14 protein-coding genes are annotated in these 15,314 nt (G+C 73.4%); 9 read left to right on the forward strand and 5 right to left on the reverse strand.

Translation table 11 applies throughout. The features are described 5' to 3' along the window. Nucleotides 1–297: 297 nt before the first annotated feature. The gene (locus tag ACFYW9_RS39000) at nucleotides 298–1,263 is read right to left on the reverse strand and encodes a pirin family protein (protein WP_389159787.1); all 966 of its coding nucleotides are present in this window, start codon (nucleotides 1,261–1,263) and stop codon (nucleotides 298–300) included. Between the two features lie 199 nt (nucleotides 1,264–1,462). Between ACFYW9_RS39000 and ACFYW9_RS39005 the strand changes: the two genes are divergently transcribed. The 5 genes from ACFYW9_RS39005 (at nucleotide 1,463) to ACFYW9_RS39025 (ending at nucleotide 5,737) form a co-directional block, all read left to right on the forward strand. Further along, nucleotides 1,463–1,993, forward strand: coding sequence for a MarR family winged helix-turn-helix transcriptional regulator (locus ACFYW9_RS39005; RefSeq protein WP_389159788.1), 531 nt, complete (start codon nucleotides 1,463–1,465; stop codon nucleotides 1,991–1,993). A gap of 2 nt (nucleotides 1,994–1,995) precedes the next feature. Further along, a complete protein-coding gene (locus ACFYW9_RS39010; RefSeq protein ID WP_389159789.1) occupies nucleotides 1,996–2,436 on the forward strand; it encodes a MarR family winged helix-turn-helix transcriptional regulator in 441 nt (146 codons plus the stop codon). Between the two features lie 107 nt (nucleotides 2,437–2,543). Next, nucleotides 2,544–2,891 carry a tetratricopeptide repeat protein gene (locus ACFYW9_RS39015; RefSeq protein WP_328445410.1) on the forward strand — a complete coding sequence of 116 codons (348 nt, stop codon included), beginning with the start codon at nucleotides 2,544–2,546 and terminating at the stop codon, nucleotides 2,889–2,891. 252 nt (nucleotides 2,892–3,143) lie between these two features. Beyond that, nucleotides 3,144–3,803, forward strand: a complete 660-nt coding sequence (locus tag ACFYW9_RS39020) for a peptide deformylase (protein ID WP_389159790.1) — start codon at nucleotides 3,144–3,146, stop codon at nucleotides 3,801–3,803. A 347-nt stretch (nucleotides 3,804–4,150) separates the two neighbouring features. Further along, nucleotides 4,151–5,737, forward strand: a complete 1,587-nt coding sequence (locus tag ACFYW9_RS39025; protein ID WP_389159791.1) for an ABC-F family ATP-binding cassette domain-containing protein — start codon at nucleotides 4,151–4,153, stop codon at nucleotides 5,735–5,737. 71 nt (nucleotides 5,738–5,808) lie between these two features. Here the strand turns inward: ACFYW9_RS39025 and ACFYW9_RS39030 are convergent, their stop codons facing one another. After that, entirely contained in the window at nucleotides 5,809–7,242 is a 1,434-nt protein-coding gene (locus ACFYW9_RS39030) for a dihydrolipoyl dehydrogenase family protein (RefSeq protein ID WP_389159792.1), read from the reverse strand. 119 nt (nucleotides 7,243–7,361) lie between these two features. Between ACFYW9_RS39030 and trxA the strand changes: the two genes are divergently transcribed. Beyond that, entirely contained in the window at nucleotides 7,362–7,775 is a 414-nt protein-coding gene (gene trxA, locus ACFYW9_RS39035; protein WP_389159793.1) for a thioredoxin, read from the forward strand. Nucleotides 7,776–7,852: 77 nt separating this feature from the next. On the opposite strand, the gene ACFYW9_RS39040 is transcribed toward trxA, so the two are convergent. The 3 genes from ACFYW9_RS39040 to ACFYW9_RS39050 all read right to left on the reverse strand — a co-directional run bounded on the left by ACFYW9_RS39040 (nucleotide 7,853) and on the right by ACFYW9_RS39050 (nucleotide 11,692). Further along, nucleotides 7,853–9,289 carry a benzaldehyde dehydrogenase gene (locus ACFYW9_RS39040; RefSeq protein WP_389159794.1) on the reverse strand — a complete coding sequence of 479 codons (1,437 nt, stop codon included), beginning with the start codon at nucleotides 9,287–9,289 and terminating at the stop codon, nucleotides 7,853–7,855. 24 nt (nucleotides 9,290–9,313) lie between these two features. Further along, entirely contained in the window at nucleotides 9,314–10,522 is a 1,209-nt protein-coding gene (locus ACFYW9_RS39045) for a 4-hydroxybenzoate 3-monooxygenase (protein WP_389159795.1), read from the reverse strand. Between the two features lie 132 nt (nucleotides 10,523–10,654). After that, complete coding sequence (locus tag ACFYW9_RS39050) at nucleotides 10,655–11,692, reverse strand: LacI family DNA-binding transcriptional regulator (protein WP_351868986.1); 1,038 nt, start codon at nucleotides 11,690–11,692, stop codon at nucleotides 10,655–10,657. Between the two features lie 169 nt (nucleotides 11,693–11,861). Here ACFYW9_RS39050 and ACFYW9_RS39055 point away from each other — a divergent pair, with 169 nt between their 5' ends. The 3 genes from ACFYW9_RS39055 (at nucleotide 11,862) to ACFYW9_RS39065 (ending at nucleotide 15,283) form a co-directional block, all read left to right on the forward strand. After that, nucleotides 11,862–13,286 carry an amidase gene (locus ACFYW9_RS39055; RefSeq protein ID WP_351868989.1) on the forward strand — a complete coding sequence of 475 codons (1,425 nt, stop codon included), beginning with the start codon at nucleotides 11,862–11,864 and terminating at the stop codon, nucleotides 13,284–13,286. Between the two features lie 26 nt (nucleotides 13,287–13,312). Continuing rightward, a complete protein-coding gene (locus ACFYW9_RS39060; protein WP_351868992.1) occupies nucleotides 13,313–13,531 on the forward strand; it encodes a hypothetical protein in 219 nt (72 codons plus the stop codon). A gap of 261 nt (nucleotides 13,532–13,792) precedes the next feature. Beyond that, entirely contained in the window at nucleotides 13,793–15,283 is a 1,491-nt protein-coding gene (locus ACFYW9_RS39065; protein WP_389159796.1) for an SPFH domain-containing protein, read from the forward strand. The last annotated feature ends 31 nt before the right edge of the window (nucleotides 15,284–15,314 follow it).

A 15,314-nucleotide genomic window follows, 5' to 3' on the forward strand; every position in this document is an offset into this window, starting at 1 on the left:
TGAACGCGCACCGCTCCGGCACCGTCAAGGGCCTGAGCGCCGAGGTCGGCGCCTCCGTCACCTCCGGCGCCCCCATCTGCGAGATCAAGGACTGACGAACCCGCGGATCTGACGACTCCGTGAGTTCGTCGGACCCGCGGATCTGACGAACCCGTGGGTCCGACGGATCCATGGACCTGCCGAACGCTTCCGCCCGCCCGGGGACCGGGCGGGCGGAGGACGTCGGCGAGATGGGAGATGGGAGATGGGAGTTGCCGCGACCGTCGTCGCTCCGCATCGTGGTCCCGCCGTCGCGGCTCAGCGCACGCGTCCCCGCGGCTTCAGCGACAGCGGGGGCAGTTCCGGGGCGGCGAGGGGTGCGCCCTCGTAGCCCTTGACCTCGCCGAAGCGACCGCCCTCGGCCCAGTCCCGGCGGGCTTGTTCGATGTCGGCCTGGGTGCGTCCGATGAAGTTCCACCACATGATCAGCTCCTCCTCGAACGGCTCGCCGCCCAGGAGCATGAGGCCCGCGTCCGTCGTGGCGCGCAGCGGAAGTTCCGTACGGCCGCAGCCGAGGTAGAGCATGGAGCCCGGAACCACCGGCACGCCGTCGACCTGGGCCTCGCCCGACATCACGAGGACGGCGTACTCGAAGTCGGGCTCCAGCGGCAGGCGGACGTCCGCGCCGCTCGTGAGGGCCAGGTCGGCACCGACGATCGGCGTGTACGTCGTACCGGGCGAGGCCGTGCCGTCGAGCGTGCCCAGCAGGAGTGTGGCCCGCAGGCCGGGGGCGGTGACGACGGGCAGCTCGGCGTGGTGCTCGAAGTGCGGGTCGGTGTGGCGGTGGCTGTCCGGCAGCGCGACCCAGAGCTGCGCGCCGTGCAGCAGACGGGAGTGCGCGCGGGGGCTCTCCTCGGAATGGCTGATGGCGCGGCCCGAGGTCATGAGGCCGAGTTCGCGCGGGCGGATCGTCTGGAGGCTGCCCGTGGAGTCGCGGTGCAGCACCTCGCCCTCGTGCAGCCAGCTGACGGTCTGCAGGCCCATGTGCGGGTGCGGCGGGACCTGCATGCCGGGCTCGTCGGCGATGTCGTCGGGCCCGTAGTGATCGACGAAGCACCACGCGCCGACCATGCGCCGGCCCAGATTGGGCAGCAGACGGCGGACCTCGGTCGACTCGCCGAGCTTGACCCGGCGGGGGCTGAGGAGTTCGCGCACCGGCTCGGCCACCACGAACCCGCGGCCGCCGCAGGCCGCGGGAACCGCCTCCCGATCAAGATTGCTCATGGCCCACAACCTAGACCCGTCGGGGGCCGCTCGTCAGGCCATCGATACGCCCATCGAGGGGCACTTGGCTCAGAACCGGCGCGGCGCCCCGGGAGTCCGGCCCCCGGGTCCGTATGCCACGACCGGGCCGTTCGGGGGTCGAGGACGAGGTTCGCACATATAGTAGCCATGGACATAGTAGCCATGTACTGTTTCTTGCATGAGTACAGCGAAGTCGGTCTCCGAGAACGCGACCCCCGGTTTCCTCGTCTGGCGCCTGTCGATGAAGTGGCGCGTCGCCGTGGACCGGGCGGTGGGCCCGCTGGGCCTGACACACGCGCAGTACTCGCTGATCGCGTCGCTGTACAGCCTCAACCGGGGCGGGCGGCGGCCCAGTCAGCGCGAGCTCGCCGACCACACCGGACTCGAACCGCTCTACGTCTCGAAGCTGGCCCGCGCCCTGGAGACGGCCGGCCGTCTCGACCGCACCCGGGATCCGGCGGATCCCCGGGCGGTGCGGCTGACCCTCACCGACGACGGGCGCGAGATCGCCCTCCACGCCATCACCGTGGTCCAGGGCCTTCTGGAGCAGCTTCTCGAACCACTGGGCGGCCTCGGCGGCGAGCGCACACGGGCGTTCAGCCGCGAGCTGGCCGTCCTGCTCGACGTACCGCTCGATCCGCACAGCGGAGCCGGGCCGCGTTCCGGCGTGGCCCCACCGTCCTCCGAAGAGTTCTCACCCGAGGAGTAGTCATGACCACCTCTGTTCCCCCTGTCAACGGCCAGGTCATCGGCCTCGCCCACTACGCGGGCCGGGCCGCCCTGGAGCGGGTGCTGGCCCGCAGCGGCACCACCTTCGAGCAGTCGGTGGCCCTGCGCGCCGCGTCCGACAACGGCGGGACCGTCGAGCGGGCGCGGGTCGTGGGCCGGCTCACCGGCGGCCTGAAGATCGAGGAGTCGGCGGCCCGGCGGACCGTCGAGGAACTGACGGCGCTGGGACTCCTGGAGGAGCGGGCGCCCGGGCAGGTGTCCCTGACGGACGGCGGCCGGGAGCTGTTCGCGTCGATCCGCAGCGCGGGCGACGCGATCGCGGCCCGGGTGTACGCCGGGATCCCGGCCGCGGACCTGGCCACCGCCGGGCGCGTACTGGCCCTCGTGACGGAGCGGGCCAACGCGGAACTCGCCGACGCGTAACGGCCCGGAGGACTGCCGGGACCCCGGAGCCACCACCTCGGACCCTCGCGAGCTCGTGGAATATTCAACCAACTGGCACGGTTGTGGCCCGTCGAAGGAGGTCAGTGGTGGACACGACGTACTACGACCACGGGACGGCCGCGGAGCGCTGGGAGCGGGCGCGGATGTTCTTCGAGGCCAAGGACTACTCCGCGGCGGCACGCGTGCTGGACGGACTGGTCGAGGAGGTGCCGGAGCAGACAGGACCCCGGCTGCTGCTGGCGCGTTCCTACTACCACTCGGCCCAACTGCGCCGCGCCGAAGCCGAGTTGCGCACCCTCGTGGAGCTCGATCCGGTCGAGCACTACGCCCGGCTGATGCTGGGACGCACACTCCAGCGCCTCGGCCGTCCCGACGAGGCCGCGTCGCACCTGCGGATCGCGTCCGCGCTCGGTGGCGACTTCGGACAAGCCTGATCCGGCCCGGATCCGGATCCGATCCGGCCCGGCGGTCGCGGGTGCGGGGTTCCGCGCGGGAAGGCCGGTCGCCTCGGTGACCGGCCTTCCCACGTGCCGCGCGGACGGACAGGACGGCCCGCCCTCCCGCGTGCCGCGCGGGAGGACGGGCGGGCGGCCGGACCGGCACGTGACCGGAGCCACACGAGGAAAGTCGCGGGGCTCCCCCCGTGCCGCCTCGATCGCCTCGGTCCGGCTTGGCATCCTGGCGCGATGGCATCCGAGCGAGACCGCAGCGCCCCGCGCATCCCCCTGAGCGACATGGTCGAGGAACTCCTCGGCCACGAGGGTCCGTTGCCGATCGTCGCGGCCGGTGACCCCGTGCTGCGCCGGGGCACGGAGCCGTTCGACGGGCAGCTGGACCCGGCACTGCTGGCCCGGTTCGTGGCCGCCCTGCGCGCCACGATGCACGCGGCACCAGGTGTCGGTCTCGCCGCGCCGCAGGTCGGCGTGCCGCTGCGGATCGCCGTCATCGAGGACCCGGCGCCGGTCTCGGACGAGGTGCGTCTCGTCCGCGGGCGGGAGCCTCAGCCGTTCCGGGTGCTGGTCAATCCCTCGTACGAGGGGATCGGTCCGGGCCGGGCGGCGTTCTTCGAGGGCTGTCTGAGCGTTCCGGGCTGGCAGGCCGTGGTGGCCCGGCACACCGAGGTGCGGCTGACGGCGCTCGACGAACACGGGCGAGCGGTCGACGAGGTGTTCGGCGGCTGGCCCGCCCGCATCGTCCAGCACGAGACGGACCACTTGGACGGCATGCTGTACCTCGACCGCGCGGAGCTGCGCTCGCTGTCCTCGAACCAGGCGGCGGCGGAACTCTGGTCCCAGCCGACGCCGGAACGGGCGGCCGACGTCCTGGGCTTCACCCTGCCGGACTGATCACGGGGCTCCTCGTCGGACGCCCACCGAGCCGCCCGACCGGCGCGGTGCCGGACACTCACGCCGGTGCCGTGCCGCTCACGCCCGTGCCAGGCACTCGCCGGAGTGCCGTGAGCCGCTCGCCTCCGCCCGCGCCGGGCCGCCCCGGTGCCGTACGAGCCACCCATCCAGGTGCCGTGCGGACCGCTTCCCCGCCCTCTGCCGGGCCCCGGCCGTAATTCGCAGGCGCTCCGGCGGCGGTTTCGTTAGCCTGCGGGTATGTCCACGCCCCGCGTCTCTTAGCTCCAGGACCCGCTTCCACGCCACCCGTGTGTCCTTGAGCCGATTGACTTCTGGAGCGTTTTCCCATGATCACCGTTCGCGGTGTCGACGTGCGCGCCGGCGCGCGTCTGCTGCTGTCCGGCATCTCCTTCACCGTCTCCCCCGGCGACCGCATCGGCCTGGTCGGCCGTAACGGCGCCGGCAAGACCACCCTGCTCAGCACCCTCGCGGGGCTGACGCGGCCCGCCGCCGGTTCCGTCTCCCGTACCGGACCCGTCGGCCACCTCGCACAGGACCCGGCCGCCGCGGACCCCGCGGTCACGGTCGCCGCGCGGATCCTGTCGGCCCGCGGTCTCGACCGTGCCGTACGGGCCCTGCGGGCGGCCGAGACCGCGATGGCCGACGGATCCGACCGTGCGATGAACGCCTACGCGCGCGCCGAGGCCGAGTTCCAGGCGCGCGGCGGATACGCGGCCGAGGCCGAGGCGGCCCGGGTCGCCGCGGGTCTCGGTCTGCCCGCCCGGGTGATGGACCAGCCCATCGGCACCCTGTCCGGCGGACAGCGGCGGCGCGTCGAGCTCGCCCGCATCCTGTTCGCGGACGACGGCACCCTGCTCCTCGACGAGCCGACGAACCACCTGGACGCCGACTCGGTCGTCTGGCTGCGCGGGTTCCTGGCAAGCCGTCGGACAGGGCTCGTCCTCATCAGCCACGACACCTCGCTGCTGGCCGACGTGGTCAACCGCGTCTTCCACCTGGACCCGCACCGCGCCACGCTCGACGTCCACAACACCGGCTGGGCGGCCTACCTCACCCAGCGCGACGCCGACGAGCGACGGCGGGCCCGCGAGCGTGCCAACGCCGAGCGCAAGGCGGCGGCGCTGCACGCGCAGGCCGACAAGATGCGCGCCCATGTGTCGACGGCCGTGGCCGCCAGGAACATGGACCGCCGCGCCGACCGCCTGCTCGCCGGGCTGGAACCGGTCCGGCGGGCGGAGAAGGCCGCCAGGATCCGGCTGCCCGAACCGGCACCGTGCGGACGCGTGCCGCTCGGCGCGGTCGCGCTGGCCAAGTCGTACGGCGATCTGCGCGTCCTCGGCGGCGTCGACCTCGCCGTCGACCGGGGCAGCCGGCTGGTGATCCTCGGCCCGAACGGCTCGGGCAAGACCACGCTGCTGCGGCTGCTCGCCGGTCACGACGATCCGGACAGCGGGCGAGTGGTGCGCGGGCACGGGCTGCGGGTGGGCTACTTCGCGCAGGAACACGACACGCTGGACCCCGCCGGGACGGTCCGCGACCACCTCTCCGCCGCCGCGCCGCACCTCGACGACGGGGAGGTTCGGCGGGTGCTCGGCTCGTTCCTGTTCACGGGCGACGACGCCGGCAAACGGGTCGGCGTCCTCTCCGGGGGCGAGAAGACCCGGCTGGCCCTGGCGGGGCTGGTCCACTCGGGCGCGAACGTGCTGCTCCTGGACGAGCCCACCAACAACCTGGACCCCGCCTCCCGCGCCGAGGTCCTGGCCGCGGTGGCCACGTACCCGGGCGCCCTCGTCATGGTCACCCACGACGAGGGAGCCGTCGACGCCCTGCGCCCGGACCGGGTGCTGCTGCTCCCGGACGCGGACGAGGACCTGTGGAGCGAGGAGTACCGGGAACTGGTGTCCCTGGCCTGAGGCGCCGGCCGTACGACGGCACACAGGCGGCCGCGCCGTGCGGCGAGGCCCGCCTGTGTGCCACGCCCGGCTCACGCGTCCCGGTACGCCTCCAGGAGCCTCAGCCAGACCTCGCTGACCGTCGGGTAGGACGGGACGGCGTGCCACAGGCGCTCGACCGGGACCTGGCCGACGACGGCGATCGTCGCGGAGTGGATGAGCTCGCCGACGCCGGGGCCGACCAGGGTGAGACCGAGGACGATCTCGCGGTCGAGGTCGACGACCATGCGGGCCTTGCCCCGGTAGCCGTCCGCGTACAGTCCGGCGCCGGCCACCGAGGCCATGTCGACGTCCACGGCCCGGACCCGGTGACCGGCCTGCTCCGCCTCGGCCAGGGAGAGGCCCACGGCCGCGGCCTCCGGGTCGGTGAACACGCACTGCGGGACGGACGCGTGGTCGGCGGTGGCGGAGTGCGCGCCCCAGGGGTCCGTCTCCAGCAGGGGCACGCCCGCGGCACGGGCGGCGATGGCGGCACCGGCGATCCGGGCCTGGTACTTGCCCTGATGGGTGAGCAGCGCGCGGTGGTTGACGTCGCCGACCGCGTACAGCCATGCGCTGCCGATGACCCGGAGACTGTCGTCGACCTCGATCCATCCACCCGGCTCCAGGCCGACGGTGTCGAGGCCGATGTCGTCGGTGCGGGGCGCGCGGCCGGTCGCGAAGAGGATCTCGTCGGCCTCGATGCGGTCACCGGTGTCCGTGAGGGCGACCACCGTCGAGCCCTCGCGCGAGACGGCGGTCACCGAGGTGCCGGTGCGCACGTCCGCGCCCGCCTCGGCCAGCGCCTCGGCGACCAGTTCCCCGGCGAAGGGCTCCATGCGGGGCAGCAGGCCCTTGCCGCGGACCAGGAGGGTGACCTGGGAGCCGAGCGCCTGCCAGGCCGTGGCCATCTCGGCGGCGACGACACCGCCGCCCACCACGATCAGCCGTCCGGGCACCGCGTGCGCGCTGGTGGCCTCGCGGCTCGTCCACGGCTTGACCTGGGCGAGGCCCGGCAGGTCGGGGAGCTGGGCGCGGGTGCCGGTGCAGACCGCGACCGCGTGCCGGGCGGTCAGCGTGCGCCGTTCGCCGTCGGGCCCGTCGACCGTCACGGTGCGCGGTCCGGCGAGCCGGCCGTGTCCGCGGTGGAAGTCGGCGCCGATGCCGTCCAGCCAGGCGAGCTGGCCGTCGTCCTTCCAGTCGGAGGTGAACCAGTCCCGGTGGGCGAGCACCGCGGAGGCGTCGAGGGGGCCTTGTACGGCGGCTGCCAGGCCGGGTACGCGGCGGGCGTCCGCGCGGGCGATCACCGGGCGGAGGAGAGCCTTGCTGGGCATGCACGCCCAGTACGAGCACTCCCCGCCGACCAGTTCGCTCTCCACGACCGCGGTGGAGAGGCCGGCGGCGCGTGCGCGGTCGGCGACGTTCTCCCCCACGGGTCCGGCACCGAGCACCACGACGTCGTACGCGATGGATTCCGTTTCCGTCATGGGTCCAGTCTGGTTGCTGGCGTGCGCCGTGGCCACACGGGTACGGGCCCGGAATAGGCCCCAGGTGGGTTGCGTTGTGCTGACCGGCATGACCCGGACACGAGGAAGAGGGAAATGGAATGAGCAGCACCGTTGAGCTCACCAAGGAGAACTTCGACCAGACGGTCACGGACAACGAGTTCGTCCTGATCGACTTCTGGGCGGAGTGGTGCGGGCCGTGCCGTCAGTTCGCCCCGGTCTACGAGAAGGCCGCCGAGGCCAACCCCGACCTGGTCTTCGCCAAGGTCGACACGGAGGCGCAGCCGGAGCTGGCCGCGGCCTTCGAGATCCAGTCGATCCCGACCCTGATGATCGTCCGCGACCAGGTCGCGATCTTCGCCCAGCCCGGGGCACTGCCCGCCGCCGCCCTGGAGGACGTCATCGGGCAGGCCCGGAAGCTGGACATGGACGAGGTCCGCAAGTCGGTCGCGGCCCAGCAGGCCGCGGCCAGGAAGCAGGCCACCGGCGCCGAGCAGGCCAAGGACGCCCAGTAGGTCCTCGGCGGCGCCGCGCCGCCGGTTCCCCGTCGCCGTGGCCGCCGCCGGTTCTCCCTGGAAGCCGCCGGTTCCCCCTAGAAGGGGTAGCCCGCCACGTCCCCGCGCACCGTCGTCCACCGCAGGTCGGTGAAGGCGTCCAGGTTGGCCTCGCCGCCGAAGCGGGCGCCGGTGCCGGAGGCGGCGGTTCCGCCGAAGGGGGCGACGGCCTCGTCGTTGACGGTCTGGTCGTTGATGTGGGCGATGCCCGTCGGGATGCGCTCGGCGAGGTCCAGGCCGCGCGCGGTGTCCCGGGTGACGATGCCCAGGGAGAGGCCGTACGGTCCGGCGGAGGCCAGGGCCGCCGCCTCGTCGAGGGTGGTGAAGGAGCGGACCGGCGCGACCGGGCCGAAGACCTCCTCCGCGTACGCCGGGGTCGTGTCGTCGACTCCGGCGAGCACGGTGGGCCGGTAGAAGAGCCGGTCGTGCGTGCCGCCCGCCGCGAGCTTCGCGCCGTTGGCCGTGCTGGACTCCACCAGCCCGTGGATCTTGGCGAGTTGGGCGTCGTCGATGATCGGTCCGAGGTGGACCTGTTCGCGGTGCGGGTCGCCGACGGCCAGCGAGTCGGCCTTCGCGGCGAGCCGTTCGACGTACTCCTCGTAGAGCGAGGCGTGGACCAGGTGGCGGCCGGTCGTCATGCAGATCTGGCCCTGGTGGAAGAACGAGCCCCAGGCCGCCGTGGAGATGACCGCTTCGATGTCGGCGTCCGCCAGGACGACCAGGGCGGAGTTCCCGCCCAACTCCAGGTGCGCGCGCTTGAGATGACGTCCCGCCGCCTCACCGACCGCGCGTCCCGCGGCGGTCGAGCCGGTGAAGGAGATGACCGGGATCAGCGGGTCGGTGACGAGGGCGCGGCCGGCCTCGGGGCCGCCGGGAAGGACCTGGAGCAGCCCGTCGGGAAGTCCCGCCTCGGCGAAGACGGCTCCGAGCGCGAGGCCGCCGCACACGGCCGTGCGCGGGTCCGGCTTCAGGACGACGCCGTTGCCGAGCGCGAGCGCCGGAGCCACCGAGCGGATCGAGAGGATCAGCGGCGCGTTGAAGGGCGCGATCACGCCCACGACGCCGGCCGGGACGCGGCGCGTGTACGACAGGCGCGGCGCCTCCGAGGGCAGGACCTGGCCCGTCGGACGCGAGGCGAGTGCGGCCGCCTCGTAGCACTCCTGGGCGGCGACGTGCAGCTCGAAGTCCGCCTTGCCCGGGATGGAGCCGGACTCCCGCACGATCCAGTCGCGCAGCTCGTCGGCGTGCGCCGCGAAGAGGTCGCCCGCACGGCGCAGTACGGCGGCGCGGACGAAGTGCGGGGCCCTGGCCCACTCGGTCTGTGCGGCGCGGGCGGTCCGCGCGGCCGTCGCGACGTCCTCGGCGCCGGCGAGTGTGACCGCGCCGAGGCTCTCGCCGGTGGCGGGTTCGGTGACGGTGTGCTCATCGCCCGAGAGCGGGCGGGACTGCCAGGTCGTGGGGTCGAGCAGTGGCATGTCGGCTCTCCGATCGTTCACTGATCACCAGCGGGACTCGGCGGACTCCTGCGGCCGGGGGCCGAGCGGAAGTCCCGTGTAGTTCGCGGCCAGTTCGGCGGCGGCGGAACGGGATGCCGTGATCCGGCGCAGTCGCGCGAGCTGCATCCGGTCGTCGAAGGCGTCCCCATTTGGTTGAGCGTGCAACATCGTAGTCATGTCGTACGAGAAGCGCGTGGCCTGCCACACGCGTTCGAGGGCCGTCCGCGAGTACCGGTCCAGGAGTTCCGTCGATCCCGTGCGGTGCAGCGCGGCGAACGCGCGCGCCAGGACCCGTACGTCCGCCACCGCGAGGTTGAGCCCCTTGGCGCCGGTCGGCGGCACGATGTGGGCGGCGTCCCCGGCCAGGAACAGCCGTCCGTGGCGCATCGGCTCGTGGACCCAACTTCGCATGGGGGTCACCGATTTGGCGGTGATGGGTCCGCGCTCCAGCCGCCAGTCCCCGTCGACCGCGAAGCGCGCGGCCAGTTCGTCCCAGACGCGCTCGTCGGGCCAGTCACCGGCGTCGGTCCCGTTCGGGACCTGGAGGTACAGCCGGGACACCGACGGGGAGCGCATGCTGTGCAGGGCGAAGCCGGTGGCGCCCCGGGCGTAGACCAACTCCTCGCAGGAGGGCGGCACATCGGCGAGGATGCCGAGCCAGGAGTACGGGTACTCGTGCGCGTACGTGCGGCCCGTACCGGCCGGGAACGCGGCGCGCGCGACGCCGTGGCCGCCGTCGCAGCCCACCACCCAGTCGCAGTTCAGCGTGCGTTCACGCCCCTCGTGCGTGAACCGCACGACGGGTGAGGCGCTGTCCGGATCCTCCACGGCGAGCGCCTCCGCCTCGAACAACAGGGGTGGCCCGTCCGCGAGTTGGAGGGCGACGAGATCCTTCACGATCTCCGTCTGGGCGTAGATCGTGACGGTCCGGCCGCCCGTGAGCCCGGGGAAGTCGAGGTGATGGCGCTCGCCCTCGAAGCGCAGCTCGATCCCGTGGTGGACCAGACCCTCGGCGTCCAGCCGCTCGCCCGCTCCGCACGCGCGCAGGGCGTCGACCGTGCCCTGCTCCAGCATGCCGGCGCGCTGGCGGTGCTCGACGTACGCGCGCGTCCTGCTCTCCAGGACGACACAGTCGATCCCCGTCCGGTGCAGCAGCCGGGCCAGCAGGAGTCCCGCCGGGCCCGCGCCGATGACGCCGACCGTGGTCCGCATGACGCTCCTCCGGTGTCCGATGCCGCCGGGGCCGGGCTCCGGCGCGGGGACCGGCCCCGTCGCGCACGGGCCCGGGCGAACAGGCCCGGTGTCACGGGACGGCGAACCCGCCTGCTGCGGCTCCAGCCTCTCTCAGCTCGACGCGCGGTGCACCACTCGTGCGCCCAGTACCTCGTGCGTCTCCGGCTCGGCGCCCGGTTCACGGACCGCGCGGTCGACCAGTTCGGCGAGGTCGCGGCCGGAGGGCAGGTCGAGGTGCACGGTGCTCAGCCGGGGCCGGAGCAGCCGGCCGAGCATGAGGTCGTCGGCGCCGACGACGGCGGTCTCGTCCGGCACGGCGACGCCCTCGTCCTGAAGGGCGCGCATGAGGAGCATCGCGTACTCGTCGTTGTACCCGAAGACCGCGTCGAGGCCGAGGGAACGCCAGCGCGCCGCGAGGCGGGCCGCGGCCTCCTCCTCGTAGGCCAGCGGCAGCTCGGTGACCGTCGCGTCCGTGCCGCTCACGGCCCGCCGGACACCGTCGAGGCGGGGTCTGGAGAAGATCTCCAGGCCGCTCTCCTCGGGCATCACGACGCCGATGCGGCGGCGGCCGCCGGACAGCAGATGGACACCCGCGCAGTGGCCGACCCGGTCGTGGTTCATGAGCAGGGCGTGGGCGCCCTCGACCCGTTCGGGGCCCAGGGTGACCACGGCGCGGGCGCCGGCCCGCTTGAGGACCGCCACACCCGGCGGACCGAGGCCGCTGCCGGGCACCAGGACGGCGACCGGGCGCAGCTCGGCCCAGGCGCGGGCGGCCTCGTCGCCGTGCAGCCCGACGCTGCCGTACTGCACGACGGTGTAGTCGAGCCGGCCGAGCTCGGACTGGAGTTCGGCGAAGAACTGGTGGTAGAGCGGGCCCACGGGGGCGGTCGGGGCGGGCATCAGGACCATGCGGCTGTGTCCGGCGCGCAGACTGCGGGCGGCCGCGTGCGGAACGTACCCGAGTTCCTCCGCGGCCTCGCGGACCCGGCGCCGGGTGGGGTCGCTGATCCGGACGGCGCTGGTGTTGTTCAGGACGTACGAGACGGTCGCGCGCGAGACACCGGCGAGGCGTGCCACGTCGGCACTGGTCGGTACGGGTCGTCGTGCGGGCGCCGGCTGGACGGCGGACTGCTTCGGTATCTGCACCATGACGCGACGCATCCTTGCAGAGGGCCCGGACACCGCCTCGCGCCGGGGCACCCGATCGGCCCTCCGTTTTACGGAACTCCCGCCTCCGTAAAGGAGGTTGACCGCCCAGTACCGCCGCGCCGACCTAGAGGTTACCGTTCGGTAGACGATTGTTTCGGAGGTGACCGGGATGGCTCCCGACCGTGCCCCAGGACTGACGGAGAGCGCGCGTGCGCTGGCCGCGGGCGAGGTGAGTTCGCGCGAGCTGGTCGAGCGGGCGCTGGCCCGGATCGAGGCGGCCCGGTCCACGGTGAACGCCTTCCGGCTGGTGCGCGCCGAGGCCGCGCTCGCGGAGGCCGACGCGGCGGACGCGGAGCTCGCCGCGGGCGGGCGGAGGCCGCTGCTCGGAGTGCCGGTCGCGGTCAAGGACGACATGGACGTGGCGGGCCAGCCGACCGCGTTCGGCTGCCCGGGGGAGTTCCCGCCGGTGTCCGAGGACGGCGAGGCGGTCCGCCGGCTGCGCCTGGCCGGGGCCGTCGTGGTCGGCAAGACCAACACCTGCGAGCTGGGCCAGTGGCCGTTCACCGAGGGCCCCGCCTTCGGCGCGACCCGCAATCCCTGGCACCACGGGCACACCCCGGGCGGCTCGTCCGGGGGCTCCGCCGCCGCCGTGGCCGCGGGCCTGGTGCCCGCGGCGCTGGGCTCGGACGGGGCGGGCTCGGTACGCATCCCGGCCGCCTGGACCCATCTGGTCGGCATCAAGCCGCAGCGCGGCCGGATCTCGACCTGGCCGCGCCCGGAGTCCTTCCACGGCATCACGGTCAACGGCACGCTCGCCCGCACGGTCGCGGACGCGGCCCTGCTGCTGGACGCGGCGAGCGGCAGCCACGCGGGCGATCTGCACCGGCCCGCCGCGCTGCGCGTCCACGACGCCGTGGGCCGCGACCCGGGCCGGCTGCGTATCGCGCTGTCGCTGAAACCGCCCTTCACCGCGCTGCCCGCGCGGCTCGACCCCGCCGTACGGGCGAAGGTCCTCGCCCTCGCGGAGCGGCTCGCCGCGCTCGGGCACACGGTGGAGGAGGCCGATCCGCGCTACGGGCAGATCGGGCTCGCCTTCATCCCGCGCGCCACGGCCGGCATCGCGGAACACGTGCGCGACGTGCCGTTCCCCGACCTGCTCGACCGGCGCACCCACGGCGCGGCACGCCTCGGCCGGCTGCTCGGCGGCGCGCCGCTGCGGGCGGCCCGCCGGGCCGAGGCCACGCTGCAACGGCGCGTCGGCGCGCTGTTCGACACCTACGACGTGGTGCTCGCGCCGACGACCGCCGCTCCCCCGCCGCCCGTCGGCTCGATGCTCGGCCTGAGCGGCCTGCGCACCGACCGCGCCATGATCGCGGCCTGTCCCTACGCCTGGCCGTGGAACATCCTCGGCTGGCCGGGCGTCAACGTCCCCGCGGGCTTCGTGGGCGAAGGCCTCCCGGTCGGCGCGCAGTTGCTCGGCCCCGCGGACAGCGAGCCGCTGCTGGTGTCGCTGGCCGCGCAACTGGAGGCGGACCTGCGCTGGCACGAACGGTGGCCTCCGTACGAAGCCGTCGTGGACTCCCCGGCCGCGTAGGCGGGTTCCGGCTCTACCCTGTGCCCATGGACGATGCCTCGATGGTCGGTTTGATGGGACGGGTCACCGGCACGGTCGGACCCGGGCTCGTCGGCGAGGTGATCGTCAAGGTGCGCGGCGGCGCCGAGCACTTCCTCGCGTACCCGGCCGCGCCGCGGGACCGTATCGAGCGGGGCACGGTGGTGATGGTGGTGGAGTACCTGCCGCCGCGCACGGTGTACGTCTCCGCCGCGTACGACGGCTGAGAGCGCTCCGCTCCGGCCCGCGGCGGCATCGGCGACCCCGCTCGACAGCGGCGCGCCACCACGCACGGAGTCCGTCGGACGGCGCCCGAACGACCCGGCGAACTCGCGCCTTCCGTACGACAGTTGAGCTGCTCTCGTCCCAGGTGAGAACCGTATGCGTCAAGAACGCAACAAGGATTCGCGCACCTCTGTATTCCCGTGTCGGCGAGGAGCACACTCCCGTTCGTTCGGTGCCGAAAGGGCACCATCAAAAGGGGGCGTATGCCGATGGTTGTCGGCGTCGTGGCGGGGGCGGTTGTCCTCGCGCTGGTCTTCATCGTCGTGGTTTTTAAGCTCATGTGGCGCGTCGCGGAGCCCAACGAAGCGCTGATCATCTCCGGTTCGAAGCATCGGACCGAAGGTCTCGAGGAAGGCATGGGATTCCGCATCGTGACGGGGCGCGGCACGCTGGTGCTCCCCGGCGTGCAGGCGGTGCGGAAGATCTCGCTCGACCTCAACGAGACCGAGCTGCACGTGGACTGCGTGACCACCCAGGGCATTCCGCTGAAGGTGCGGGGCGTGGTCATCTTCAAGGTGGGCGACGACTTCGTGTCGATCGCCAACGCCGGGCGCCGCTTCCTCGACCAGCAGAAGATGATGGCCGAGCGGGTGCACAACGTGTTCGCCGGTCATCTGCGGTCCATCGTCGGCGGGTTGACCGTCGAGGACATGATCCGCGACCGGGAGAAGCTGACCGGCCAGACCCGGGCCGCGTGCGGCACGGAGATGGAGAAGCTCGGTCTGATCGTCGACTCGCTGCAGATCCACGAGATCGAGGACCCGACCGGATACATCAAGAACCTCGCGATGCCGCACGCCGCCGCCGTGCAGCGGGACGCGCGCATCGCGCAGGCGGAGGCGAACCGTCTCGCCACCGAGGCCGAGCAGAGGGCCGCGGCCCGGATGTCGGAGGCGACCCGGGACAGCGAGATCCAGCAGGCCGGTTACCAGGCCGAGCGGGACAAGGCGGCGGCGACGGCCCAGATGGCCGGCCCGCTCGCGGCGGCCGCCGCCCAGCAGGACGTCGTCGTCCAGGAGACACGCGTCGCCGAACTGGAGGCGCACCGCCGCGAGCAGCAGCTCCAGGCGGACGTTCGCAAGCCGGCGGACGCCAGGGCGTACGAGATCCGGGCACGGGCGGAGGCCGAGCGTGACGCGCGGATCTCGGCGGCGCAGGCCAAGGCCAGGGAGACCGAACTCGCCGCCGCGGCGGAGGCGACCCGGGTCAAGACGGCCGCCAACGCCGAGGCCGAGGCGACCAAGGCACGGGGTGCGGCCGCCGCTACGGCGACCCGCGCCACCGGTGAGGCCGAGGCCGCCGCCGCGCAGGCCAAGGGCCTCGCGGCGGCCGAGGCGACCCGGGCCCAGGGTCTCGCGGAGGCGGAGGCCATCCAGGCCCGCGCCGCCGCGCTCGCCGAGAACCAGGAAGCGGTCGTCGCCCAGCAACTCGCCGAGAACTGGCCGGAGATCGTCCAGGCGGGCGCGAGCGCGTTCGGCAACGTGGATCACATGGTGCTGCTCAACGGCGCCGACGGGATGTCGGACCTGTTCGCCAAGGCGCTCACCATGGGCGGCACCGGCCTGGGCCTGGCACGCCAGTTGCTCTCCTCGATGAACCCGGAGGGGAGCCCGGCCAAGCACCCGACGGCGGAACTCAACGGGGTCGCGGCTCCGGTCAGCGAGAAGGTGCCCGTGGAGAAGGACGAGAGGTGAGGCCGGCGCGCTGAGGCGCACAGGCACCAGC

The sequence above is a fragment of the Streptomyces sp. NPDC002698 genome (assembly GCF_042888945.1).
GTDB lineage: Bacteria > Actinomycetota > Actinomycetes > Streptomycetales > Streptomycetaceae > Streptomyces.